Origin of the sequence: Lacticaseibacillus mingshuiensis, assembly GCF_016861785.1 — a bacterium.
GTDB classification, from domain to species: domain Bacteria; phylum Bacillota; class Bacilli; order Lactobacillales; family Lactobacillaceae; genus Lacticaseibacillus; species Lacticaseibacillus mingshuiensis.
Genome location: NZ_BOLS01000003.1, coordinates 104619 through 127670 on the forward strand (window position 1 = coordinate 104619; position 23052 = coordinate 127670).

General features: G+C 55.8%; 25 protein-coding genes and 1 riboswitch. Of the genes, 10 read left to right on the forward strand and 15 right to left on the reverse strand.

The window, feature by feature from the left end; genetic code table 11:
• Window positions 1-68 precede the first annotated feature (68 nt).
• Both JUE67_RS03030 and JUE67_RS03035 read right to left on the reverse strand, forming a co-directional pair.
• Window positions 69-710 (reverse strand): endonuclease III domain-containing protein, encoded by a 642-nt coding sequence (locus JUE67_RS03030; RefSeq protein WP_203636964.1) that lies wholly within the window; start codon window positions 708-710, stop codon window positions 69-71.
• Window positions 697-1668, reverse strand: coding sequence for an asparaginase (locus JUE67_RS03035; RefSeq protein ID WP_203636965.1), 972 nt, complete (start codon window positions 1666-1668; stop codon window positions 697-699). The genes JUE67_RS03030 and JUE67_RS03035 overlap by 14 nt, the downstream gene beginning before the upstream one ends.
• A gap of 196 nt (window positions 1669-1864) precedes the next feature.
• Window positions 1865-1959, forward strand: a riboswitch (THF riboswitch).
• Window positions 1960-1995: 36 nt separating this feature from the next.
• Between JUE67_RS03035 and JUE67_RS03040 the strand changes: the two genes are divergently transcribed.
• The 4 genes from JUE67_RS03040 (at window position 1996) to tsaD (ending at window position 4948) form a co-directional block, all read left to right on the forward strand.
• Window positions 1996-2526: a folate family ECF transporter S component gene (locus JUE67_RS03040; protein ID WP_203627296.1), complete on the forward strand. Its 531-nt coding sequence runs from the start codon at window positions 1996-1998 to the stop codon at window positions 2524-2526.
• Between the two features lie 126 nt (window positions 2527-2652).
• Entirely contained in the window at window positions 2653-3384 is a 732-nt protein-coding gene (tsaB, locus tag JUE67_RS03045; protein WP_203627300.1) for a tRNA (adenosine(37)-N6)-threonylcarbamoyltransferase complex dimerization subunit type 1 TsaB, read from the forward strand.
• Window positions 3368-3904: a ribosomal protein S18-alanine N-acetyltransferase gene (gene rimI / locus JUE67_RS03050; protein WP_203627307.1), complete on the forward strand. Its 537-nt coding sequence runs from the start codon at window positions 3368-3370 to the stop codon at window positions 3902-3904. The genes tsaB and rimI overlap by 17 nt, the downstream gene beginning before the upstream one ends.
• Before the next feature lie 12 nt (window positions 3905-3916).
• On the forward strand, window positions 3917-4948 hold the full coding sequence (tsaD, locus tag JUE67_RS03055) for a tRNA (adenosine(37)-N6)-threonylcarbamoyltransferase complex transferase subunit TsaD (RefSeq protein ID WP_203627324.1): 1032 nt from the start codon (window positions 3917-3919) through the stop codon (window positions 4946-4948).
• Between the two features lie 607 nt (window positions 4949-5555).
• On the opposite strand, the gene pepF is transcribed toward tsaD, so the two are convergent.
• Both pepF and JUE67_RS03065 read right to left on the reverse strand, forming a co-directional pair.
• Window positions 5556-7355, reverse strand: coding sequence for an oligoendopeptidase F (gene pepF, locus JUE67_RS03060; protein WP_203626120.1), 1800 nt, complete (start codon window positions 7353-7355; stop codon window positions 5556-5558).
• A gap of 90 nt (window positions 7356-7445) precedes the next feature.
• Complete coding sequence (locus JUE67_RS03065; RefSeq protein WP_203626119.1) at window positions 7446-8324, reverse strand: alpha/beta hydrolase; 879 nt, start codon at window positions 8322-8324, stop codon at window positions 7446-7448.
• 120 nt (window positions 8325-8444) lie between these two features.
• Between JUE67_RS03065 and JUE67_RS03070 the strand changes: the two genes are divergently transcribed.
• Window positions 8445-9140: a DUF554 domain-containing protein gene (locus JUE67_RS03070; protein ID WP_203626118.1), complete on the forward strand. Its 696-nt coding sequence runs from the start codon at window positions 8445-8447 to the stop codon at window positions 9138-9140.
• Between the two features lie 33 nt (window positions 9141-9173).
• Window positions 9174-10016, forward strand: a complete 843-nt coding sequence (locus JUE67_RS03075; protein ID WP_203636966.1) for a metallophosphoesterase family protein — start codon at window positions 9174-9176, stop codon at window positions 10014-10016.
• 377 nt (window positions 10017-10393) lie between these two features.
• Here the strand turns inward: JUE67_RS03075 and JUE67_RS03080 are convergent, their stop codons facing one another.
• The 3 genes from JUE67_RS03080 to JUE67_RS03090 form a co-directional block, all read right to left on the reverse strand.
• The gene (locus tag JUE67_RS03080) at window positions 10394-10804 is read right to left on the reverse strand and encodes a peptide deformylase (protein WP_203626116.1); all 411 of its coding nucleotides are present in this window, start codon (window positions 10802-10804) and stop codon (window positions 10394-10396) included.
• 11 nt (window positions 10805-10815) lie between these two features.
• On the reverse strand, window positions 10816-11445 hold the full coding sequence (locus JUE67_RS03085) for a LysE/ArgO family amino acid transporter (RefSeq protein ID WP_203626115.1): 630 nt from the start codon (window positions 11443-11445) through the stop codon (window positions 10816-10818).
• Between the two features lie 228 nt (window positions 11446-11673).
• The gene (locus JUE67_RS03090) at window positions 11674-12093 is read right to left on the reverse strand and encodes a GNAT family N-acetyltransferase (RefSeq protein ID WP_203626114.1); all 420 of its coding nucleotides are present in this window, start codon (window positions 12091-12093) and stop codon (window positions 11674-11676) included.
• A gap of 154 nt (window positions 12094-12247) precedes the next feature.
• Between JUE67_RS03090 and JUE67_RS03095 the strand changes: the two genes are divergently transcribed.
• On the forward strand, window positions 12248-12919 hold the full coding sequence (locus JUE67_RS03095; RefSeq protein WP_203626113.1) for a type 1 glutamine amidotransferase: 672 nt from the start codon (window positions 12248-12250) through the stop codon (window positions 12917-12919).
• A 74-nt stretch (window positions 12920-12993) separates the two neighbouring features.
• Here the strand turns inward: JUE67_RS03095 and JUE67_RS03100 are convergent, their stop codons facing one another.
• The 6 genes from JUE67_RS03100 to JUE67_RS03125 all read right to left on the reverse strand — a co-directional run bounded on the left by JUE67_RS03100 (window position 12994) and on the right by JUE67_RS03125 (window position 16128).
• On the reverse strand, window positions 12994-13398 hold the full coding sequence (locus JUE67_RS03100) for a pyridoxamine 5'-phosphate oxidase family protein (protein ID WP_203626112.1): 405 nt from the start codon (window positions 13396-13398) through the stop codon (window positions 12994-12996).
• Window positions 13399-13445: 47 nt separating this feature from the next.
• Entirely contained in the window at window positions 13446-13631 is a 186-nt protein-coding gene (locus JUE67_RS03105) for a hypothetical protein (RefSeq protein WP_203636967.1), read from the reverse strand.
• Window positions 13628-13864 (reverse strand): hypothetical protein, encoded by a 237-nt coding sequence (locus tag JUE67_RS03110; protein WP_125696136.1) that lies wholly within the window; start codon window positions 13862-13864, stop codon window positions 13628-13630. Before JUE67_RS03110 ends, JUE67_RS03105 begins: the two co-directional genes overlap by 4 nt.
• A 39-nt stretch (window positions 13865-13903) precedes the next feature.
• Complete coding sequence (locus JUE67_RS03115; protein WP_125696135.1) at window positions 13904-14365, reverse strand: flavodoxin domain-containing protein; 462 nt, start codon at window positions 14363-14365, stop codon at window positions 13904-13906.
• A 166-nt stretch (window positions 14366-14531) separates the two neighbouring features.
• Window positions 14532-15647: a lactate oxidase gene (locus tag JUE67_RS03120; protein ID WP_203626110.1), complete on the reverse strand. Its 1116-nt coding sequence runs from the start codon at window positions 15645-15647 to the stop codon at window positions 14532-14534.
• Window positions 15648-15789: 142 nt separating this feature from the next.
• Window positions 15790-16128, reverse strand: a complete 339-nt coding sequence (locus JUE67_RS03125; RefSeq protein WP_236002620.1) for a hypothetical protein — start codon at window positions 16126-16128, stop codon at window positions 15790-15792.
• 111 nt (window positions 16129-16239) lie between these two features.
• On the opposite strand from JUE67_RS03125, the gene JUE67_RS03130 reads away from it, so the two are divergent.
• On the forward strand, window positions 16240-16446 hold the full coding sequence (locus JUE67_RS03130) for an LBP_cg2779 family protein (RefSeq protein WP_125696133.1): 207 nt from the start codon (window positions 16240-16242) through the stop codon (window positions 16444-16446).
• 234 nt (window positions 16447-16680) lie between these two features.
• On the opposite strand, the gene JUE67_RS03135 is transcribed toward JUE67_RS03130, so the two are convergent.
• Both JUE67_RS03135 and JUE67_RS03140 read right to left on the reverse strand, forming a co-directional pair.
• The gene (locus JUE67_RS03135; RefSeq protein ID WP_203626108.1) at window positions 16681-17313 is read right to left on the reverse strand and encodes an LVIS_2131 family protein; all 633 of its coding nucleotides are present in this window, start codon (window positions 17311-17313) and stop codon (window positions 16681-16683) included.
• Window positions 17314-17318: 5 nt separating this feature from the next.
• The gene (locus JUE67_RS03140) at window positions 17319-18677 is read right to left on the reverse strand and encodes an FAD-dependent oxidoreductase (RefSeq protein ID WP_203626107.1); all 1359 of its coding nucleotides are present in this window, start codon (window positions 18675-18677) and stop codon (window positions 17319-17321) included.
• Between the two features lie 430 nt (window positions 18678-19107).
• Between JUE67_RS03140 and JUE67_RS03145 the strand changes: the two genes are divergently transcribed.
• Window positions 19108-20949 carry an FAD/NAD(P)-binding protein gene (locus JUE67_RS03145; protein WP_203626106.1) on the forward strand — a complete coding sequence of 614 codons (1842 nt, stop codon included), beginning with the start codon at window positions 19108-19110 and terminating at the stop codon, window positions 20947-20949.
• Window positions 20950-21600: 651 nt separating this feature from the next.
• Window positions 21601-22977, forward strand: coding sequence for a PTS sugar transporter subunit IIC (locus tag JUE67_RS03150; RefSeq protein WP_203626105.1), 1377 nt, complete (start codon window positions 21601-21603; stop codon window positions 22975-22977).
• Window positions 22978-23052 lie beyond the last annotated feature (75 nt).

Genomic DNA, 23052 nt, shown 5'->3' on the forward strand with positions numbered 1-23052 from the left:
ACACGCACATTGCTGCGGTGTCCTGTGGTGCTTTTTGAATGGCGAAAAATTAATCCGGCTCATCGGCCTCACAGAACCAGCGTCATGCCAGCCAGTGAACTGGCCGCAAAAGTCGCCGGATCTTTCACTGTTTTGCCAAAATTATCGATCAGGCCATGCAATTCCTGCGCGTCGTGAAGTGGCCAGGCGTCAACTTCGTGTGTCTTGGCCTTGAAAGCGCTGTATGTTGCGGTGGGCTGGCCGAGCCAAGTGAATAATCGCCTTGCGTAGGTGTCGGCGACAAATACCGACTGGTCGAAAACAAATAGTAGCATGGCATCCGCTGTTTCCTGACCGATGCCGGGTAGCGCAAGAAGCTGTGGGCGCAATTGGTCAAGCGGGGTCTGGGCGATCGCGGGCAGGTCAAAATCGCGACGTTTCAGCCAGGCAAACAGCGCGAGGAGGGCCCGACTCTTATTTTGGTAAAACCCACTTGGGCGAATCTGCTCGATCAGTGCTTCTTGCGACATGGCCGCAAGTTTTGCTGGATCAAATTCGGTGCTGGCGCGTAAATTCGCGAGACTCTTTGCGACATTGGTCCAGTTGGTGTTTTGCACCAAAATGGCGCCGACAAGAATCTCGTATTTTGAGTCGGCGGGCCACCAGCCAGACGGTCCTTGTTGCGCGAGCTTGTGGTACAGCGCCGGCAATGTGAGCTCAGCTAACGGCATTGTTCACGTACCGCGCGAGTTGGGCGCCGGTCTTGCCACCGGACAACCCGACGATCAGTTTGATGCGTGCTTTTTGGCCGTTCAAACCCTGGCAGAAGATCACGCCCATTTGTTTGAGCTGCACGCCGCCGCCTTCGTAATCGTAAAAGTCTTCCGCCACGCCGTTGAAACAGCGAGAGACCAGAACTATCGGGACGCCGCGGGCAAGCAGGCGGCCCAGCGCTGGGAGACTGGCAGGTGGCAGATTGCCGGCGCCCAGCGCCTCGATCACAAGGCCGTTGGTGTTCTCTGGCAGTGCGTCGAAAAGTGTGCCGTCCATGCCGGCGTATGCTTTGAGCAAAAAGACGTTCTCAACCACATGATCGATCGGGCAGGCGCGATAGTTGATCAGCTCCTGGAAGAAGCGGACGCCATTTTTGGTGACCAAGCCGATCGGGCCAAAAGTTGGGGTGCGGAATGTCGCCACGTTAGTCGTATGGGTTTTCGTCACAAAACGCGCGGTGTGCACCTCATCGTTCATCACGACCAGGCACCCTTTGCCGCGGGCCCCATCACTGGCCGCCGTGCGAATGGCAGAAATAAAGTTGTAGCTGCCATCGGTGCCGATCTCGTTGGCTGAGCGCATTGCCCCGGTCACAACGACCGGAATCGTGCTGTCCAGGGTCAGATCGAGAAAATAGGCAGTCTCCTCCAGCGTGTCGGTGCCGTGAGTGACCACGACGCCATCGATGCCATCGTCTTCCGCCTGATGAATGCGCAAGGACAGGGCGAGCATCTTTTCCGGGGTGATGTGCGGGGAAGGCAGGTTGAAAGCCTCTTCGGTGATCAATGTGACATTGGCCGGCATTGCCGCGTCGATCGCCAAAAGTGGATTGGTCTCGCTGGGCAAAATGGCGCCGCTTGCATCTGCGTGCATCGAGATCGTGCCACCGGTATGTAGCACAAGAATTTTTTTCATTGCGCAAGCTCCTTTTTTCGGGTTTGCTCTGAGCTTATGCCGTACCGCCAAAAAACGCAAGCGGTAGGCGTCTGAATCGCCGCTGAGTGGGCGGTGAAGTCGCGATGAGGGTCATCCCATTTTCATGGCACAGCGGCAAAACACGAATATTTTCTTTTCATGAAGGCTGCGGTATGATGAAGCCGCACCAAAAAATAAAGGAGTAGGTTGCCGTGCGTTAAGTGCCGCTGGAACGGAATGTGAACAGCGGACGAAGGCTTTGGCCGCGGTACGGCAGCCGCATTCGCCTATTGGGTTAGGCGTCTCCTACAAAGGGAGATTGTCATCATGCAACAACCTGTTTTATCTTTGTCTAGTCCCAAAATGTCCACCCGCACCGTGGTGTACATGGCCATGTTCATGGTATTTTCCGTGATCTTGAGCCGATTTTCGTTTGGCAACACGTGGCTTCAGATCTCGCCAGCGTTTCTGGCGACGGTTCTGATGGGGTATTACCTTGGCCCATGGTGGGGCGCGGTCGATGCTGCATTTGCAGATCAATTCAAGACCATTTTGTTTTCGCCAGGGAGCAATTTTCCCGGCTTCACATTGACCGCCGCCGTGGCCGCGATTCTGTATGGCCTGTTTTTGCACGAGCGGAAGGTCAGTCTGGTTCGCACGATCATTCCGTTCGTGTTGGTCATGGTGATCGCCAACATTTTTCTGAACACGCTGTGGCTGAATATCATGGGCACGCCATGGCAGGGCATCATCGGCGTTCGGACGGTCAAGAACCTGATCGAGCTGCCGATCAACGTCGCGTTGGGTTATGCTGTTTTGAAAACAGTCGAGCGGGTCAAACCGCATATTGCGTTTTAGTACCACACGCCGGGGCGATGGCCTCGGCTTTTTTAATGCGCGGCGCAGCGATACTGAACCGTTGCCCGTCTTTGCATCTTCGCAGGTTGTGTTACAATCAACAAAGATATGATGGGAGGACTTTTCATGAAGCTGCTGGCGTTAGATACATCTGAGCAGGCGATGAGTGTGGCGGTCATGGAAGATGCGACACTACTGGCCGAGACCACCCTGAACCGGCGGATGAAAGATCACAGCGAGCAATTGCTGCCGACAATTGAAAGTTTGCTGGCGGCCAGCGGGCTTGGCGCAGACGACATCGATCGGTTCGTGGTGGCGGCGGGTCCCGGGTCCTATACGGGATTGCGCATCGCGGTCACGACGGCTAAGACGTTTGCCTCGACCCTGCATAAAGAATTGGTCGGCGTTTCGAGTTTGGCAGCGCTGGCTGCTGGTGAGCGCCACACGTCAGAGCTGATCGTCGCCTTGATGGATGCCCGGCGTGGAAATGTTTTTGCCGGCGGGTATCAATGGACGGATGATGGCCGGCTCAAAACGGTGATCGCGGATCGACATCTTGCACTGACTGAGGTGTTGGCACAGATCGCCGCCCTCGGTCAGCCAACTGTTTTCACCGGCCCGGACGCTTTGAGCATGCGGGAAACGATCGTCGAACAACTTGGGAGTCTCGCGCGCTTTGCGGATCCGGTCTCGGCCTTGCCGCGTGCCAGTCGGTTGGGCGCCTTGGGACGGATCGCGGCGCCTGTCGCAGACATCGATGCTTTCGTGCCGCGCTATCTGCGGCTGACAGAAGCCGAGACCACCTGGCTGAAAACACATCAAGAAGCAGGACATGAGCCTTATGTTGAGAAAGTTTAGATCATGGTTTGACCGCGGCGGAGAAGATGATCTGTTGTTTGAACCCCAAGTGGTGACAATCAAGACGCGGGTCTATCATCTGCGTAAAATGTCGACCGATGATATCGATGCGGCGTTGGATCTTGAGCGCCGCATTTATGCGGAGACGCCGTGGGACCGCGTGGCCTTCATCTCCGAGCTCCGCAAAACCGCGCATTCGCTATATGTTGTGGCCGAAACGGAAGATGGCCAGTTAGCCGCCTATGTCGGTTGCTGGTTCAGTAAAGACGAGGCCCACATCACCAATATCGCCGTGTCGCCGGTTTTTCAGCATCAGGGACTCGGTCGCTTTTTGATGCAGGAAATGATCGATCGAGCGATCGCAAGTGGGGCGACGAAAATGACGCTTGAGGTGCGAACGGACAATGTGGTGGCCCAGGCGCTGTATCATGCGCTGGGCTTTAAGGATGGCAAGATCAAGAAGGGGTACTATGTGGCGCATCACGAAGACGCGATGGACATGTGGTTACCTTTGAATTAGAAGGGGAAAAAGATGGCTGAGCGGGAATTGATTTTAGCTTTTGAAAGTAGCTGCGACGAAACGTCTGTGGCGGTGATCGAAAATGGTGAGACGATCTTGAGCAACATCATCGCCACCCAGATCAACTCGCATAAACGTTTCGGCGGGGTCGTGCCAGAAGTCGCGAGCCGCCATCATGTTGAGCAGATCACCGAATGTATCGACTTAGCCATGGCCGAGGCCAAGGTGACCTTTGACGAGCTGACGGCGGTCGCAGTCACATATGGCCCCGGCTTGGTCGGCTCGCTGTTGATTGGGGTGACTGCGGCAAAGGTCGTTGCCTTCGCGCATCATCTGCCGCTCATTCCCGTCAATCATTTGGCCGGACACATTTACGCAGCGCGTTTTGTCAAGCCACTGGTCTATCCGCTGTTAGCGCTGGTGGTCTCCGGTGGGCATACGGAGCTGGTGACTGTTTCGGCCCCCGGCGAGTTTGCCATCATCGGGGATACTCGCGATGATGCCGCAGGGGAGGCTTACGACAAGATCGGGCGTGTGCTTGGCATTTCGTACCCGGCAGGCAAGCAGGTCGATGCGATGGCACATCTGGGCAAAGACACCTTTGATTTTCCACGCGCGATGGATCAAGAAGACAACCTGGACTTCAGCTTCAGTGGGTTGAAGTCAGCGTTTATCAACACGGTCCATCATGCGGATCAATTGGGGCAAGCGCTGGATAAAAATGATCTGGCGGCGAGCTTCCAGGCCGCGGTCACGGATGTTCTGACGCACAAGACGATCAAGGCGCTTCAGCAGTATCCGGTTCAGCAATTGATCGTCGCCGGTGGGGTCGCGGCCAACCAAGGCTTGAAGGAAAAATTGACCGCCGCGCTGGCCGAGGCGTTTCCAAGCGTAGATGTGATCGTGCCGCCACTTCGGCTGACCGGCGACAATGCCGCGATGATCGGGGCCGCCGCGCACATCGAATTGGCAAAAGGCCACTTCGCCGATGCGACACTGAACGCGGTGCCGGGATTGGATCTTCCGCAGGCGAGTGAGGCCTGAAAGTATGGGAACAAAAAAATGCAGCACCGGTGAAAATCGGCGCTGCATTTTTCTATGGCTGGAAAATTTTGCGTGGTTCGAAAATTTTTTCGAAAAGTGGATTTGTTCTCGTCGAACCCACGACAAAGAGGCCCCGAAAGGCCCCAATTTTGATTTTATGCGATTACGTGACTGCAGTGCCCTATGTGACCGCCAGCATGCGACCAACTGGCGGGACCCTTTTCACCTTGGCGGGTAACGGCGATGGAACTGTCGCTACCTCTAGTCACTATAGTAGTAATGGTGACCGTCGTGGCTTTATACCACTTGAACTAAGTCAGCGGACCTCGCCCAAGTGGCCCCGGGAAAAGCTGATGATGCTCGGAACCCGGCGCACCGGGTGGATCTCCGACTAATTGTACAGGGGAGCAGTAGGTTAGCAAGGCCTACACCTGCAATCGAGAATTCTACTTTATTTTAGATGGTAAGCGGTTTCTTGTCAACAATCTGAACCGCCACTCGAAAGCCGCACCGCGCAGACAAGAACCGCGCCAGGACGCGGTTTCCGGCCATCCGCAGACAGTTGCGACCCCCAGTTTGGCGAATCGTTCATTTTATTGGCGAATCGTCAACTTAACAGCGCTTCGAGTTGACTAAGTTGGGCCTCAAATGTCGCAAAGGCTTCCTCGAGATAATCGGCCTTGGTGACATCGATCCCAGCATTTTTCAACACATCAACCGGCGTCTGCGAGTCGCCAGCGGACAGGAACTGCTTGTATTGCGCAGCGGCAGCGTCGCCTTCCGTCAAGATGCGGTGGGCAAAACTAGTCGCGATCGCCTTGGATGTCGCGTACTGGTACATGTAGTAGTTATAGAAGAAATGCGGAATGTGAGCCCAGTAGGCTTTCGGCCAATCATTCGGAGTCACGGCCGGCCCGGCGTACGCGGCATCGATCTCATCCCACTTCGTCGTCAGGGTTTCCGGAGTCAGCGGCGTGCCGTTCGCCTCTGTTTCGTACATGAATTGCTCAAATTCGGCGAATTCCGCCTGCCGATACAGTGTGCCAGTGAAATCACTGACGGCCTCCGTCAACAGGTAGATCTGTTTTTCCTTGTCGTCCTTGGTCTGCTCAAGCATGTATGCATTCAGGAGACTTTCGTTGGTCGTCGAGGCGATCTCAGCGGTGAAGATCGGATACCACGAGTTCCATGGCAACTGATTCTCATCCGAGTAGACACTTTGCATCGCGTGGCCACTTTCATGGACCAGGGTGCTCATGTCGCCGTATGTGTCCGCCCAGTTGAGCAAAATATACGGATGGGTGCCATTGGCGAAGTTCTCAAAGCCACCAGAAGTCTTACCCTTGGTCTCAAGAACATCGACCCAGCGCCCATTAAATTCAGCGCGCAGATGAGCTAAATAGTCCTCGCCAAGTGGGGCCAGGGCCTTCAGCGCCGTGGCTTTGGCTTCCTCATAGGTCGGCGCGATCGGCGGCTTTTTTCCGGTCAACGGCACGCTGCCATCATAGCCGTACATCGGGTCGAGCCCCAGCACCTTTTTGCGGAGGGCATAATACCGATGCAGCAGGTCCAAATGCGCGTGTGTCTGTTCGATCAAGGTGTCGTATACGGATTCTGGCACCGCGTTGGCCGCCAGATCCATCTGCCGGGCGGAGTCGTAATGCCGGATCTTCGCAATCGTATTTTGCGCGTGCATGTGGTCGTTCAGCGTCTTCGCGAAGGTAAAGCGATGGTCATAATAACTGGTCTGGAATTGTTTGCTGGCGATACGGCGGACGTCACGCGGCGCAGAGGTCGCGATCGGCCCCATCAAGCCCTTGGTCAGCGCCTGCGTCTTGCCATCATAGTCGATCTGGCCAAATGTCAGGTCGGAGTCATCCAGCGTTTCTTGAATCGCACCGGCGCTATTGAGGCTCGAGCTGAGTTGGGCCAGCAGGGCTTCTTGTTCTTGCGGCAACACATGGCCGACCTGTGTGCGAATCTTGGCAAGCTGGCGCGCGTAATCCGCGAGTTCTGGCGTGTTGTTCTGAAATTCGGTCAGGGTCGCCTCATCCAGCGCCACGATGGCCGGTGCGAACCAGGCCGTCGCTTGGTCAAAGGCCGTCCCGACCGCCTGGACATCCGCCCAATCCTGAAGGCCGGTCGCGTCGGTCGTGTCCTGCGCATTTTCCAGTTCCGCGTACAAATAGGCGCGGGTCAACTTTACCAGGGCATTGAAATAATCACGCACTGCCTTGAGAAAATGGTCCCCGTCTTTGGTGAACTCGTCGGCTTGGGTCGCCAAATCGGCCCCGAGTTGCTTCAAATCCGCCAACGCGGCCGCAAAATCCGCCGGTGTTTCGAAAAGATCCTGCAAATTCCAAGTGAGCGCCAGTGGTGCCTCACTCCGTTTCAACTGATCTGCCATGATACCCCTCTTTTCATTTTTCTCATATCGTTCTCATCCTAGCATATCTGGCCTGTCAGTGAAACGGGGCGTAACTTGGCCGTGCCGGATTCATTTCCAAATGAAGTCATCCACGGCTTCGGCCACCTGGGCGTTTTCGTGCAGCGCGCTGTGTTGGGCGGTTTTGCCGGTGAAAATGCGTGTCGCGTACAAAGTAGCGGTCGGCACCAAATACCGCAGGCTGCGCGCACTTGCGACCGGAACCCGGCCATCACTTTCGGAGCCGTCTTTGAGGTCGCCAATCAAATTGAGAACTTCAACGCCTGCTGGCCATTGGTTGCGGCGAGCGGCCATTTGCCGATAATCTGGCGTTTGGTATTTCGGTCGGCCATCTTTGGCAAAAACATTATGCGTGAACTGCGCGCCGGTCGCGTTGCCCGTGATGCCGGTGAGCGCAGCATCCCCGATGTTTGGGTCCACAATGCCATTGATCGAGGGCGCGATGGCAACGTAATGCACGAGTTGCGGCTGGCCAGGCTTTTTCCCATCACGCAGCTCATACGCCAGGGTCGCGTTGTTGCCCATGGAATGCGCGACGATGCCGATCTTCGTGACGCCATAGCGCTGCTTCAAGGCGCGTGTCACATTCCGGAGCCACAATCTCAGGTGTGCGGGGTCAGGGTCGCGATTCTGCTGAAAAATCACCTGCACAAGTGGCCGCGTCGCAGTTTGAGGCCAGCGCCCGGTAAAATGGACTTTCCCGGATCCACTGACAGTGGCCACTAACGCCTTGGTCGCGCCGGCATGCGTCACTGCATAATTGATCAGAAAATTGGTCGAGCCTTTGCCCCCGCTGTAGCCATGAACATACAGCACTGTTTCCGGCGCGGGACGCGCTGTGTTTTGCCGACTGGGCTGGCAGCCAGCCAGAAACAAGAAGCCCAGCGCCAAAACCAGCGCAGCGCGCCATTTTTTCCCCAAAAGAATCATGTGCCCACCTCCAGTTGCGCCCATGATACCCGCGGCCGGGTGTGAAAACAAGCAAACAGCCTTGACCTTTGGCCCTGCGCAATGGCTATAATCGAAGGCATAGACAAACGGAGGCAAATTATGACAGGGACCCTTTTCAATACGGTGATGATCATCGTCGGCAGTGCAGTCGGGGCGTTATTCAAGCGCGGCATGAACGAGACCATCGCGCGCGACCTGATGACCGGACTGGGCTTGGCGGTCGTGTGTCTCGGGCTGAACACGACGATCAGCCACATGGGCGCCAGCCATTATCCCGTCCTCTTCATCGCCAGTCTTGCGATCGGCGCGGTGATTGGGAGCGCGCTTCGCTTAGAGGACCGCTTCGATCACCTGTTGGCGCGGTTTGACCACGAGGCTGGCGGGCCGTCTTTGGCACAGGGGCTGGCGACTGGCATTTTGCTCTACTGCATCGGGACGCTGTCGATCGTCGGGCCAATGCAGGCCGCGCTCAAAGGCGACCAGACGTTTTTATTCACCAACGGCATGCTGGACGGCATCACCGCGATGGTCCTCGCCTCGACGTTTGGCATCGGCATGATCGCCGCCGCGCCAGTCCTTTTTTGCTGGCAAGGCGCGATCTTCGGGGTAACGCTGCTGGCCAGTGACGCGATCTCCAGCGCCATGATCACGGAACTAACGATCACCGGCGGCGCGCTGATCTTGGCGTCCGGCCTCGGCCTGCTGAAGATCAAAGACTGTCATCCCATGAATCTCCTGCCTGCGCTGGCGGTGCCGCTGGTGGTCGTGCCGATCTTGCAGGCACTGGGTCTTTGATGAAAATCGAATTCAATGAAGGAATGTGAAAAAATGAGAACGATCGCAGTTTTATCTGATTCGCATGGCAATTACAGCGCGCTACAGGCTGTGTTAGCAGATGCCAAAAACCAAGGCGCGACCGATTATTTGGTGGTTGGCGACATGGTCAACCGCGGGCCGCGGCCCCATGAGGTCACGGCGGCGCTGCAGGCGCTACATCCCCTCGCCTGGGTGATCGGCAATCACGAGGAAGTCTATCAAAGCCTGCTCGCGCACCAGTTCAAGGGATTTGAAGACAACGCCAAGGCGATCATGGCCGTGGTGACCTCCGGGTATGACCGAAGCCAACTGTCCGCCGATGAATTTCGCTTTTACGCCAGCCGGCCGCTGCAACAAGACGTCGATATTGATGGCTTGCTTCTGTCTGTTTTTCACGCGACTCCAACCAGCTGCCGCGGCTCATATACGGCTCCAGATGCGCCGCAGGATCATTTTGATAGCCTATTTGACGGCTCTAATGCCCTGATCGCCTTGTACGGGCACACCCACCAGCCACTTTTGCGACCGACGACCCATGGCCAACTCGTGTTGAATCCAGGCAGTATCGGCCAGGCGGTCACCATTAATCTACGGTTGGCTGGCGCAAAGGCCGAGTACGGGCTCCTGCGCATCGATGACGGCCACTTCGCCGGGTGGGAGCAGCGCAACGTCCCTTACGACCTCGCCCAGGAAATCGAATGGGCTAAAACCAGTGACCTGCCATACGCCGATCTGTATCTCAAGCTGATTCAAACAGGCGGCTTCACCTACAATCGCCCGGCCGTCGCCGCAGATAACCTGGCAAACGACTTCTTGCGCCAAGCCCAGCAACTAATAGAAAAAGACCCGTGGTAAAAGAAAGGGTGTGAAAGCCCGCGGGATGGTCGGTCGGGTAGCTTGGCTCGGGTGCTTGAGGCGCTCTTCGCCTCGAGTGCACGAGTCAGCTAGACGATCCGACCATGCGGGCTGGAACCCGACTATAGGGTGTGAAAGCCCGCGGGATGGTCGAGCAGATAGGCTAGCCTGGCGCTTGGGGCGCACTTAGCCCCGAGTGACGGGCGTACCTATCTGCCTCGACCATGCGGGCTGGAACCCGACAAAAGGGTGTGGAGGGGCGCGTTTAGGGGTGAGCAGTTCTCACCGCAGAAATTTCACACGCGTCATCCGACACAAAAACGGTCCAGCGCAACTCGTTCACATTCCGTGCGAGTTGCGCCGAACCGTTTTTTTCGTCAAATCAACTTGCCAGCGAGATGATCGCATTCATGCTGGATCACTTGCGCGACAAATCCGGAGAACGCCTGCGTACGGGCGACGCCACCACGATCTTTGAACGTGACCGTGATCGCCTGATACCGGGTCGCGGGTCGCTCGCCGAGCAAGGATAGGCAGCCTTCTTTTGTCTCGTAACGCCCGCTTTGTTTGATGATCTGCGGAGCGACCATCACCACTGGCAAGACGCCAATAAACAGCACGATCATCGCTTTATTGACGCCGATCATATTCGCGGCCATGCCGACGCAATGGTCTTGATGCGCAAGCAATGTGTCCACCAAATTTTGTGCCAATTGGTCATCCGGCAGCCCAGTCGCCGGAGCCGGTTGACTCAAAAAAGTTGGATCTTTCATGATCTGTTGCTTCATCAGCTTGCCTCCTAGAACAATGCGCCGACGATTGCCTGGCCAGCGTGGAAAATCAAAACGACCCCATAGCCCATGACGATGAACCCCGAAATAATATTGACCCACATCAGTAGCCGCCGCGGCAATCGATTTTTCAATAGGCCGATCAAGGTCGTGATGGCGACGAACCAGATCGCCGTCGATGTGATAATGCCGAGCAGAAACGGAATCGCCTGTGCGGCAGTCAGCGTGCTGCGCAAGGCGCCGAGGGTCACGCTAGTATCGACCAACGCCTGGGGATTGGCAAACGCGACGATCCAGGCTTCGCCAAACGCCTCTCGCAAGGTCAACACCTGGCTGTCGTTACCAAATTGGGCGCTGTGCGCGCTCCGCAAGATGCCCCAGCCCATCCAGACCACGACCGCCCCGCCGATCAGCATGATCGTCACCTTGAGCACCGCGTTACTGGCGATGATCGACCCGAGGCCCAAGAACGCCACAGCAGTCAGTGCCGTATCGGCGACCCAAACGAAAAACGCGATCAGAAACGCGCGGCGCAATCGCTGACTCATTGCCTGATTGAACATGAATATATTTTGCATCCCGATCGAGCTGACCAATGCAAAGCTGACGAGCATTCCCCGTAAATAGACCCCTGCCATGTTGCCTCCCCAAATTCAAAAAAATAGCATCCGCCATGCGCTTATGGGAGACCCCCGTATCTGCGCGCATGCGAATGCCTGACCCACCGACCCGATGATCGATGGGAAAATAGCCATTTAGTCAATAGTCTTATACTACTGGTCAACCACGGTGGCGTCAAGAACGCCGGCGCGGATCACCCTACTGGCAGGCCAGCGCACGCAGCGCATTGCCCCCGGGCCACTTTTTCACGCCAGCGCACAGCGCATATTCACCTCATGGACGGTCGGCGTGTCGACCACATCCGTCTGGGTGAACCCATGATGTCGATACAGCACCTCGGCGCGCTGATTACCACGCGTATACGTCACGGTCATCACTTTTGCCCCGGGCAGTGTGCGCCCGTATGCCTTCAGCGCTTCGAGCACCTCGCCGCCCAAGCCTTGGCCCTGCTGATCGTGCCGGATCACCAGCTCCCAGAGAAACAGCGTCTCCTGCCAAGGCGCCAGCAGCGCAAACCCGACCAACTCGCCATCTCGCTGCACATTGAGCCCAACCACGCCTGGCTGCATCAGGCGTTCATTGAATTTTTCCGCGGTGCAGACCCACCGCAGCTCCGTTTTGGTCAGCGGCAGGTCAAAATGTGTGGTCGGTGTCAGGTCAAGCACGGCGCATCCCTCCATATTCTTGTCTGGCTTCAGTATAAAACACGCTGCCGGGAAAAACACGCGGGTTGTATTTTCATTAAAGCGAAGGCGCCGGCGTCGACCCATTCGCCTTCCTGTGGTATCATTGCGTCAAACCTAAAAGGGAGCGACGCAGATGGCAACGATTCGAATCGCCTATCTATATGAAGACCTGATGAACACCTATGGCGACAGCGGTGACGTGAAGATCTTGCGCTACTGGCTGAATCAGGCCGGCTATGACGTGCAAGTCGACGATGTCTCACTGGATCACGAGTTCAACGCCAGCGACTACGACTTTGTCTTTTTCGGCGGCGGCCAGGATTATGAACAGACCGTCGTTGCCAAAGACCTGTTTCGGCATAAAAATGAGCTGGCGAAATTCATCGATGCCGGCAAACCGATGCTGGCGATCTGTGGGGGCTATCAGCTGCTGGGCGACTATTATGAAACGTCTGATGGCACCGTTATCAAGGGCCTCGGCATCCTGCCACTGCACACGATCTTCAAGGCGGACAGCCGCATGATCGGCGACACCGAATTTCAAACGGAATTCGGCCTAGTCCGCGCATTTGAAAATCACAGCGGCCGCACCTATTTTGACGACAAGGAAAAATTGCAGCCCCTGGGCAAAATGGTCGAGGGTTATGGCAACAACCCCGAAGACGGCGTTGAAGGCATGCGCTACAAAAATACGATCGGTAGCTACGCCCATGGGCCAATTTTGCGAAACGAAAACATCGCCAAAGCAATCACCGAAATGATCATCAAAAGCCACGACGAACGGGTCGGCCAAGCAACGGCCTAGCCCATCTCGCGCGCACAAAAAATCCTGTCTGCACGCTGGTATTGACCAGCTGCAGACAGGATTTTTTGATTCGGTTAATCTTCGACGATGACCGTCCCAGCATTCGGGCCAGCATCGAGCTTGATGATGCGATGCACATCGATCACAACGGCCGCGATCGCTGCTGGCAGATGACGGGCCTGCGCAAACGCCTGAGCGTCGTCGAAGATCTTGCCATCCTTATGAATCTCGACCGTGCCTTCGAAACGGAAACCCTTCAGCGCCGGCCGATCGACTGTCGCAACGGCGACTTTGCCTGAGGCCTGCAGATTGTGCCAAGCATGACGACCAGTCTCCTCGTTATAGATCAATTGATGATCGGAGAATACACGCAATGTGCCTTTAGGGCCGACTTGCGGGTTGCCATCTTCATCGGCAGTCGCCAAAAAGTTGAGCTGGGCGCCGATCATGTCTTTCATCTCTTGTGTCAATGTTGCCATGTCACTCAGATCCCTTCATCAAAATCAGATGTGTCTTGACAGTTTTTTCAGGAATGCGATGGCCACCAGAGTGCGATCAAAATGGCGATCAGCGCCCCGCCGGATAACCCGGCAAAACCGACAGCAAACGGATTCGGCAGCGGCTCAGCCAACAGCCAGGCGATCAGCGCCACCAATCCTGCCAGCAGAGCCACTAACCCCACCGTGAGCCATCGCCGTTTTGCCCCACTCATAGATGGGCCAAAATCGTGTATTTACTTGCCGGCACGTCGCCGTAATCATTTGCATTCAACATGCCTGCCGCCTCATAGAAGACGGCGAACTCGCCGCTATCATCTTTGCCAACGACCAGGCCTTGGTCGGTCGGGTGATCGACCTTGAAGACCTCGGCACTGCGGCGGGCGGCTTGAAAATCATGGTCACGGGCAACCGCGTCACCCGGATTGAAAAATACGATCTCATCCATGTCTTGTCCCTGCCTTTCAAATTGACTTGCGCAACTGGGCTACGCTGTGACCTCTTTGATCTTGGCCACAACATCTTTGGTGAGTGTTGCAAACAACGGCACGTCTTCTTCGTCTACGCCTTGCTCGATCTTGATCGTCTTTGCCCCGCGAATCGCCCCGCTACCGCGCAACGCGCCGGAAAACAGATCCGGTGCGGTGTTGTAATCCTTGCCGTAAAACAGGTCGCCAGTGCCGGCAATACCGAACACCAAAGGCTTTTGACTGTAATCCGTTTGGGCCAGATCCGCGAAGAAATCCTCGGACTCCTCGGGAATCGTGCCGCCGGACCAGGTATACGTCGAGATGATGATGCCGTCGTACGCTTTCAATTTTTCCGCGGCGGTCTGTTGCATGGTGCCAACGTCGACTTCAGCGCCTGCGTGTTTGAAAAATTGTTCGAGTAGCCGGGCCATCCCCTTGGCGTTCCCTGTGATCGATGCGTATAGAATCAAGACTTTCATTGCGCTCACCCCTTTACTTCAAGTATACCTTGTCAGGCATGGGTGTAAAAGCTTTCAGAACTGATGGGTGGAAAAATCGGGGGCTGGGACGCAAACGCCGTAGCAGGTCACGCGTACGAGCCAAGCTACCCGCCCGACCATACCCGCGGGCTTCCACACCCTTTTACTAATCCGCGTAATTAAAGTGGGTCAGTGGGGCGTGCTTCACGTCTTCGATCGTCCTGGTGCCTGCGAGCTGCATGGTGATCGTCAGTTCATGGTCAAGTTGCTCGAAGACGCTTTGGACGCCAAGCGCACCACCGAGGGCCAGGCCGTAGATCGCAGGCCGGCCGATCGCGACCAGGTCGGCGCCCGCTGCCAGCGCCTTGAAGACGTGGGAGCCGCGCCGCACACCGGAGTCGAAGATGATCGGCACTTGATGGTTGACCGCCTTGGCGATCGCTGGCAAAACGTCAAACGAGGCCGGGCCACCGTTTAGCTGACGCCCGCCATGGTTGGAAACGTAAATGCCAGCCGCACCGGCGCCGATCGCCCGCAGCGCATCTTCAGGCGACTGCACCCCTTTGACGATCACTGGCAGATCTGTGTAAGCCGCGATACGGCGAACATCATCCTCGCTGATCTTCTGTGCTGCAGAAGCGTAGATCTCGCCAATACCCTTGCCTTTGCCATCACCTTCGGAAAACTTGGTGAGGTTAGCCATCGGAATCGGGAACTGGAAGTTGTTGACGATATCCTCTTCACGATAGCCATCAACAGTCGCATCGGATGTCAAAAGAATCGCTTTCGCGCCGGCTTTTTTCGCTTCATCCAGCAAGCTCTCATTGAACGTCCAATCCTTGCTCATATACAGCTGGAAGAACTGAGGCGCGCCTTCGCCCGCCGCCGCGGTGTCTGCGATCGAGGTCGAGCTGTAAGTACTCTGCGCCATCAAGCCGCCGACTGCCGCCACGCCGCGCGCAGTGTCTTTTTCGCCTTGGCTGTGGGCGAGGCCCTGGGCTGCGGTTGGGGCCATCATCACAGGCGTCTTGAGGGCGATGCCAAAAATACTGGTGGATAGATCAGGCTGCTCGATATTTGACAGGACTTTCGGGACGATCTGCGCGTGACTGAACGCCTTGGTGTTTTCCGCCAACGTCCATTCATCTTCGGAACCGCCGACAATGTAGCCGAAGCCGCCCGCCGGAATGATCTTCTTCGCCTCTGCCTCAAGACTTGGCAGGTTCAAGATATCAAGTTTCTTTTCGTTATCGCTTTGTTCATAGCCATTCACAATTGTCATGATGATTGCCTCCTACAACAATGATTGTCTTAACCATATCACTTACTAAAAAGAAGTTAAAGGATTTTCGCTTACTTTTCCGCAGAAAAACAAAAAGCGGCCGCCTATAGGGCAAGCCGCATCACTGATCGTGTCAGGGCGATCAACTGACCGTCAACGTTTCGTCAACATGTAAGAGGTAATGAATGGCCGCAGCCAGATCATTCTCCGAGAAAAAGCGAATATCCGCCTGTGCATCGAGCCGGTCGATCTCAATGACCGTCTCAAAGCCACCAAAAGGACGGAGCACTTGGTGAAGCCAGGCGTCCCACACCTCGGTGATCAGTCCGCGTTTATTTTGCAGATTGCGGTGGATGATCACATTTTTATTTTCCCAGACCCGCACCTGCAGCGGGGTGGTCTGGGCGGCGGCCAAGTCTTTCAGATAGGCAAATCGGTCCATGCAGATCACAGTCCTTTCGTCATGACCCACGTCTCTCATACCTTTATTATACAAACGCACGTTCGATTTTGCAAGTCATGAGACTTTAAGTGCGCGCTTGCGCCAAAATTCGGTATACTAAGAGAGTAGCTTATCGAGGAGGGATAGATCTTGACTGAAAAAGACCAACTAAGCGAGTTCGCGCGTGAGATCATCGACTTTCAACGCAAAAACGACCTGACGGATGCGGAAATGGCGCTGAACAGCCATGTCTCAGTGGAGCACATTCACAACATCAAGGCCATGCGAGAAGCGCCGGACCCGACCATTGTGGCCAGCCTTCGCGATTACATGGAACACAAACCAAACGGCAAGTAAAATAAACGGCCCGTCTCGACATGAGAGGGGCCGTTTTGAGTCTGTGTGCTTATTTGGTTTGAAAGATGGCCAGCTATCTGCTCACCCATCCCACGCACCCGCGCACCCTTATTAGTCAGGCTACGCGGGGCAGATCTGAGGCAGGTAGTCGTCCTGGTCGCCCGATGGCCAAGGACGCCATCAAACGCCCAGGCCGCACTGCCTGCTCAGACCTAACCGCCCCGCTTCGCACCCTTATTCTCCTCGCGGCAGCACGCGCAGGAAGGTGTCGTTTGGAATGCGGATGATCGAGTAGCGTTGGGCAACGTGGCCCACGTGCATCCCGAGGCCGTTGAGGAATGTCGGCTTGTAGGTCGCCGTGAATGTGGCGATCCAGGCTTTTTCCTCAGTCTTATCCAGCTTCTTGAGCTTTTTCAGCGACCACGGATAGCCCGCCGCCTGTACATTTAGCGGATCCGTTCCATCGCTGATGGTCGCGTTTCGGCTTGTGATGGCGTATTTTGCGCCTTCGCGCCAATAGGAAAAATACTTGACCGGGTGATTGCCATTGCCTGACCGCGCCGTCACATAGTAGGAGCGATTCGTGTTGACCTGCAGGACGAGCGGGGCGTAGCTGTAACTACGGCTGACCGTCGCCTTGTCTGCATAATCGACCTGGCGGAAAAATGAGACCCAGCCCATCCCGACGATAGCGGCCAGCAACACGATCACTTCGAGCGTATCAAGGAGATGGTTGCGGTGCCGCCATTCTGTTTGGCGTGTGATCACCATTTTAATGTGGCGGTTGCGGATGTTAAAGATCACGAAGATCAAGTAGATCGCCAGTAGCACCCAAGCGCCAAGGCCGATCAAGTTCCATGCGTTCATTACAGTCACCTTTTATTCTGACGATCCGCTTCCGCGACCGCCGCTTGTCCGAGCAAATTGAGGTAGTTCCATGGCTTATCATAATTCGGATTGAACAACATGTCGACATAGGCCAGGTCATCGATCGTGTTGCGATTTTGAATCATCACCGACAAAAGGTTCGCCGACTGCGCGATATCATAGGAAGAATAAAGTTGCGCGCCAAGAATCTGGCGGCTTTCTTTGTCCCACACAAGCGCCATCGTCACCGGCGCGGTGGTTGGCATGAACTCCGGCCGATAATTATCAGTCAGCGTCACCGTATCCGCCTCAAAGCCGTGATTGCGGGCGCGCTTCAGCGTCATCCCCGTGCACGCCATTGTTTTGTCATACAGCCGAAGCGCACTGGTCGCCTGGGTCCCCATGTATTTGACTTTATTGCCAAAAACATTGATCCCCGCCAACTTTCCTTGGCGCACGGCATTTGTGGCAAGCGGCGCGTAGGCATCACGGCCCGTTGGATTGTAGTGGACGGCCACGGTATCCCCTGCCGCATAAATATCAGGGTCGCTGGTCTGCATATAGTCGTTCACATGAATCGAGCGGTCCGGATTCATTTTCACCTGGTCGTCCAGCAGTTCAGTCATCGGCTGAAAACCGGTGCAAACGACCGCCAGATCCGCCTGATGCTCGCCTTTGTCGGTCCGCACATAAACGTGAGTCTCATCGCTGTCAAACTTCAGCGCGACCTCATCGAGGACAACCTCGACTTGATGCGCCTTGAGATCCGCGGCGATCACGCCGGCCAGCTCGTCATCGACGTAATGGCTAAGCAAGCCGTGGACACCATTGATCAAGATCACCTTGTGGCCAGTATGGCTGTACGCCTCCGCGAGCTCCACGCCAATGTAGCCCCCGCCGATCACCGCGATCGTCTCCGCATCCTTCGCGCTTTCCTTGATGGCGATCGCATCGTCATAATTTTTGCACATCAATACGCGCGGCAGGCTGACCCCCTGGACCGGCGGCACGACGGGATAACTGCCAGTGCAGAAGATCAACTTGTCGTAGTTTTCCGCAAAAGTCGTCTGCGTCTGCATGTTTTGCACCTGAAGCGTATGCGTCGCTGCATCGATGCTGAGGACATCATGGCGCATGAACAGACGCACATTCGGGCCAAGCGCCGCCAACCCAGGTGCGTCCGCGTAAAACAGCGTCGTTGGATCTTCAACAACGCCTTCAAGATAAAGATAGATGCCGCAGGATAAAAACGAGATATCGCCACGCCGCTCGAAAACATCGACTGCGGCGTCTGGATGAGTCCGCATAATTTCCTGAACGGCGGCGGTCCCGGCATGTGTACAGCCGATCACTGCGATCTTCATAATTCGTCGTCCTCACTTTACTGGCGGCCTCAGCCGCAACCCAAGTCGATAAAAAGGGTACTCTACCATTATCTTAGCGCACAGACACAGGCAACGCAAAAATAAGGGGTGCGAAGGACGCGGCATTTAGGTCTGAGGAGCTACTGCGGCCTGAGCGTTTGATGGCGCACTTGGCCATCAAGTGCACGAGACAACCAGATACCTCGACCATGCGGGCCGCAACCTAACTGAGGGTGCGGATGCCCGCGGAATGGTGAGCAGCTCGCGTGAGGCCTCGACATCAATGCACTGAGCATCTTCTGATTTTTCCCAAGTCTTTTTGCTTTCCAAACCCTCTTCTTTCCAGCTATACTGGCGCCAGAGGTAGCTTTCGGCACTGATACACGTCGCCGCCAAGTCTCACGTCTTAAATAGAAGGAGGCATCATTGCATGCAGATCGCATTGATTGGCGCTGGTCCCCGGGGCCTGCTCGTACTTGAGCGGCTGGTCGCTCTGCAGCGCGTCGCACCCCAGCCGACGCTGAGCATCACCCTGTTTGATCCATATGGCATCGGTGGGCGCGTCTGGCAAAGTGACCAGCCCCATGAGCTGATCATGAACACCGCCGCCCAACAGATCACCCTATTTTACGACCAGACCGTCGCCCATCCTGCGCCGTTCACCCCGGGCCCCAGTCTATATGAATGGGCGCGCGATGAGGCAGGTGCTTATCTCGCCGGGCGCACTGACCTCGGGCAAGCCAACACACTGGCAGCCGAGGCGGTAACGCTTGGGCCAAATGGGTATGCCAGTCGTGCGCTGTATGGCGCCTATCAGCAGTGGTTTTTCGCCAAGCTGACCGCCGACTTACCCAAGCAGTCCTATGTCGACCTCCAGAAAGAGACCGTGATAGCCGTTCGCAAAAATGGTCAGCGGTTCACAGTGGCGGCGCATCATGGCGGCGACTTTGATGCGGTCGTCATGGCGCTGGGCAATAGTGCGAATACGCTGACCCGGGAGCAAGAGACCCTGGCCCAATTTTCAACCGCCAACAACCTCCAATATTGGCCGCCGAACTGGCCGAGCGAACCCGATCTGTCCGCCATCACCACTGAGGACACCGTCATTTTGCGCGGGCTGGGCCTGAGTTTCTTTGACTTCACCGCGCGGCTGACGGAGGGGCGCGGCGGCCGCTTTGTTGAAAAAGACGGTCAGCTCGCCTACCTGCCCAGCGGCAACGAACCGCATCTGTTGGCGGGATCGCGGCGCGGCCTCCCATATCACGCGAAGGCGCGGAATGAAAAAGGCCCGAGCGAACTGGTGCCTGCGCATTTCTTGACCCCTGCCTATCTGGCCAAAATGCGTGCGCAAAAGCCCGCCAGTAGCAGCTGGTTTTGGGAAGGCCTGCAGCACGAAGCCGAGTTCATTTATTATTCGCTTCTATTAAAGGCAGACTATCCCGACCAGTCCGTCATCGATTTTCAGCTGCGCATGCTGGCGGACCCCGAGAAGACCGTGGCCGCGCTGGCTATCAAGGAAGCAGACCGTCTGGACTGGGCAACGCTGATGACACCACCTAAGCCAGCCGACAATGCGGCGTTTCAGCGTTTGCTGGATGCCCAGCTGCCTGCGGACATTGAAGCGGCCAAGGCAGGAAGCAAGCATGGCCCGTTAACGGCTGCGCTGGAAGTCTGGCGGGATCTGCGGGATGTGGTGCGGACCGTCGCAAGTGGCGGGATGCTGACGGATGACCAGTACCTGGATCAATTTTTGCGCTGGTTCAACGGACTCAACGATTTTCTGACCATCGGCCCGCCAGTGGTGCGCATCGCGGAACTCAAGGCCCTGCGCGATGCCGGCATTGTCACCTTACTGCCGCCACAGATGCAGGTCGCCGGAAAAAAAGGCCGGTTTGAAGTCACATCCGGGCTCTTCCCGGACTTTCGCGCGCGTGGCACCGTCCTGATCGAGGCCCGCGTGCCCGCCGCCAATGCGCCGACTGCCCAAAACCCGCTGATGCAGCAATTACTGCACGATGACATGGCAACGCTTTATGAACTCCAGCTTGCAGGTGATAGACGTTTCCAATCTGGGGCGGTCGTCAACGATCGCCGCACACTGCAACTCCTCAACAGCGCTCGAGACACCCAGGGGCTGCTCTTTTTCTGGGGCGTGCCGACCGAGGGGTATCATTGGTTGACCACGGCAAGCCCAAGACCGTATGTCAATGACGTCGCGCTGCGAGAAGCCGCCAGCATCGCCTCGGTGATCTGGGGGCAAGATCCCGCATAAGGTGTCGGCACAAGGTGGACCAGTCGGCCGTTCCCAGAACCGGTCCATGCCGTTTAAACCGCGACCCCATCGCGTTTCTCTCAACCAACAAGAATCCCGGTCTATCAACATCGGTCCCCGGACCGGTGTTTTTGTATACACTAATTTTCGTCCATTGGAAGCGGCTCCGCGCCGATTCTTTTTTGCGGAAAGTGACTGGTATCGCTGTTTTATAATCCCGCCCGGCGCCGTGGTTTCCACCAAACGCGTGTTACGTTTGACAAACGGCCGGTCAATGGTATACCGGGAAAATGCGTCAAACACGGGCACTCAAAGGAAGATGTTCACACGTTTCAAAAGATAAACGCTACACTTTTCTTGTTTCTTTTTGCGTATGATTTTCATGAATGGTCAATTATAGCAAAGCGTGTTAATCGGAACCGTGAATCTATTTTCGTTATATTTCAAAACTAATTGCCCTACCGTTATCTAAATATGCTACACTGTTCAAGTAATGAAAGCCGTTTCATTACGCCGCATCTCCGAGGCGGTCATTCATTTCGGAGGAAACACGCCGCAACTGCCACTGCGACGGGCTTCCGACAGCCATGATCACATATTCGCCGACTCGGAAAAGCGGAAGTTTGCATATAACTTAGGGGAGGTAAGTACATGCAAGTCATTATGAACTGGCTCGAGAAGTATGTCGTGCCAGTGGCTGCCAAGATCGGTTCGATCCCTTGGCTGGTCGCGCTGCGTGATTCATTCATCGCAACATTGCCGATCACCATGGCCGGATCTCTTGCAACGCTGCTGAACGCGCTGCTTTCGACATATCCAGCACAATGGGGCTGGACGGGCTTTGTCAATGCAATGGCACCAGTCATTGCCATCGACGGCATCGTCGGCACCGGATCTTTGTCTATCTTTGCGGTATTCTTTGCCGCTATGTGGGGTTACCATCTGTCTAACGCTTATGACGTTGACGGTGTCGCAGGGGCTTTGGTTTCTCTGTCCGCCTTCTTCATGGGTATCAACAGCAACGCAACCGTCACAGTTGCAAAGAACCTGTCCAAGAGCGTTTCCAAGCTCTTCACCGATGCTGGTGCAACCGTAACTGGCGGCACTGTCACCGTACCAAGCGCATTTGCGATTGGTAACATGGGTTCCGCATCTCTATTTACTGCCATGATCTTCGGCGCAATTGCGCTGGTCGTTTATATCTTCTTGATGAAGAAGGATATCTCCATCAAGATGCCAGATACGGTTCCGCCTGCAGTTTCCAAGGCATTCGTTTCCCTGATTCCTGGGATCGCTGCCTTGTACGCAGTTGCGATCATCGGTTACCTGTTCTCGCACTTCACTGGCAAGAACTTCGGCGACTGGCTGAGCGCAACCATCCAGGCACCACTGCTGCACGCCGGCCAAGGCGCAGGCATGGTTATCCTGGTTGCCCTGCTCGTTCAGATCTTCTGGTTCTTCGGTATTCATGGTCCTAACGTTTTGGCACCTATCCTCGAATCCATCTGGGGCACTTCCCAGATCGCGAACGTTCAGGCTTTCCAAAACGGCGATCCGCTTCCATTCAAGTGGGTTCGTGGTTCCTTCGATGCCTACGTATGGTTCGGCGGTTCAGGTGGTACGATCGTTCTGTTGATCGCCATCCTGCTGTTCTCCAAGCGTGCTGATGAAAAGACAGTCGCAAAACTTGCTTTTGCCCCAGGTCTCTTCAACATCAACGAGCCAGTTATGTTCGGTCTGCCAATCGTTTTGAACGCGATCTACTTCATCCCGTTCATCGTAGCGCCAGTTCTGAACACCGCTATCGCTTACTTTGTAACGATGGCTGGCTGGGTCGGCCCTGTTAAGATCGCTGTTCCTTGGATCACCCCGCCAGTTCTCAATGCCTTGATGGCTACTGGGTTTGACTGGCGTGCTGCGGTTCTTGCGATCGTCAACATGGTCATCGCGTTCTTTATCTGGGTACCGTTTGTCATGGCTTCTAGCCGTGTTCAACAGGACACAGTTGATGAATCCGCGAATGCTTGATCGCATCGCCTAGGCGTCAATAAAGTAAGCCACCGGTTGCCTCGTCGCAGCGGGTGGCTTATTATTACGGCGAGG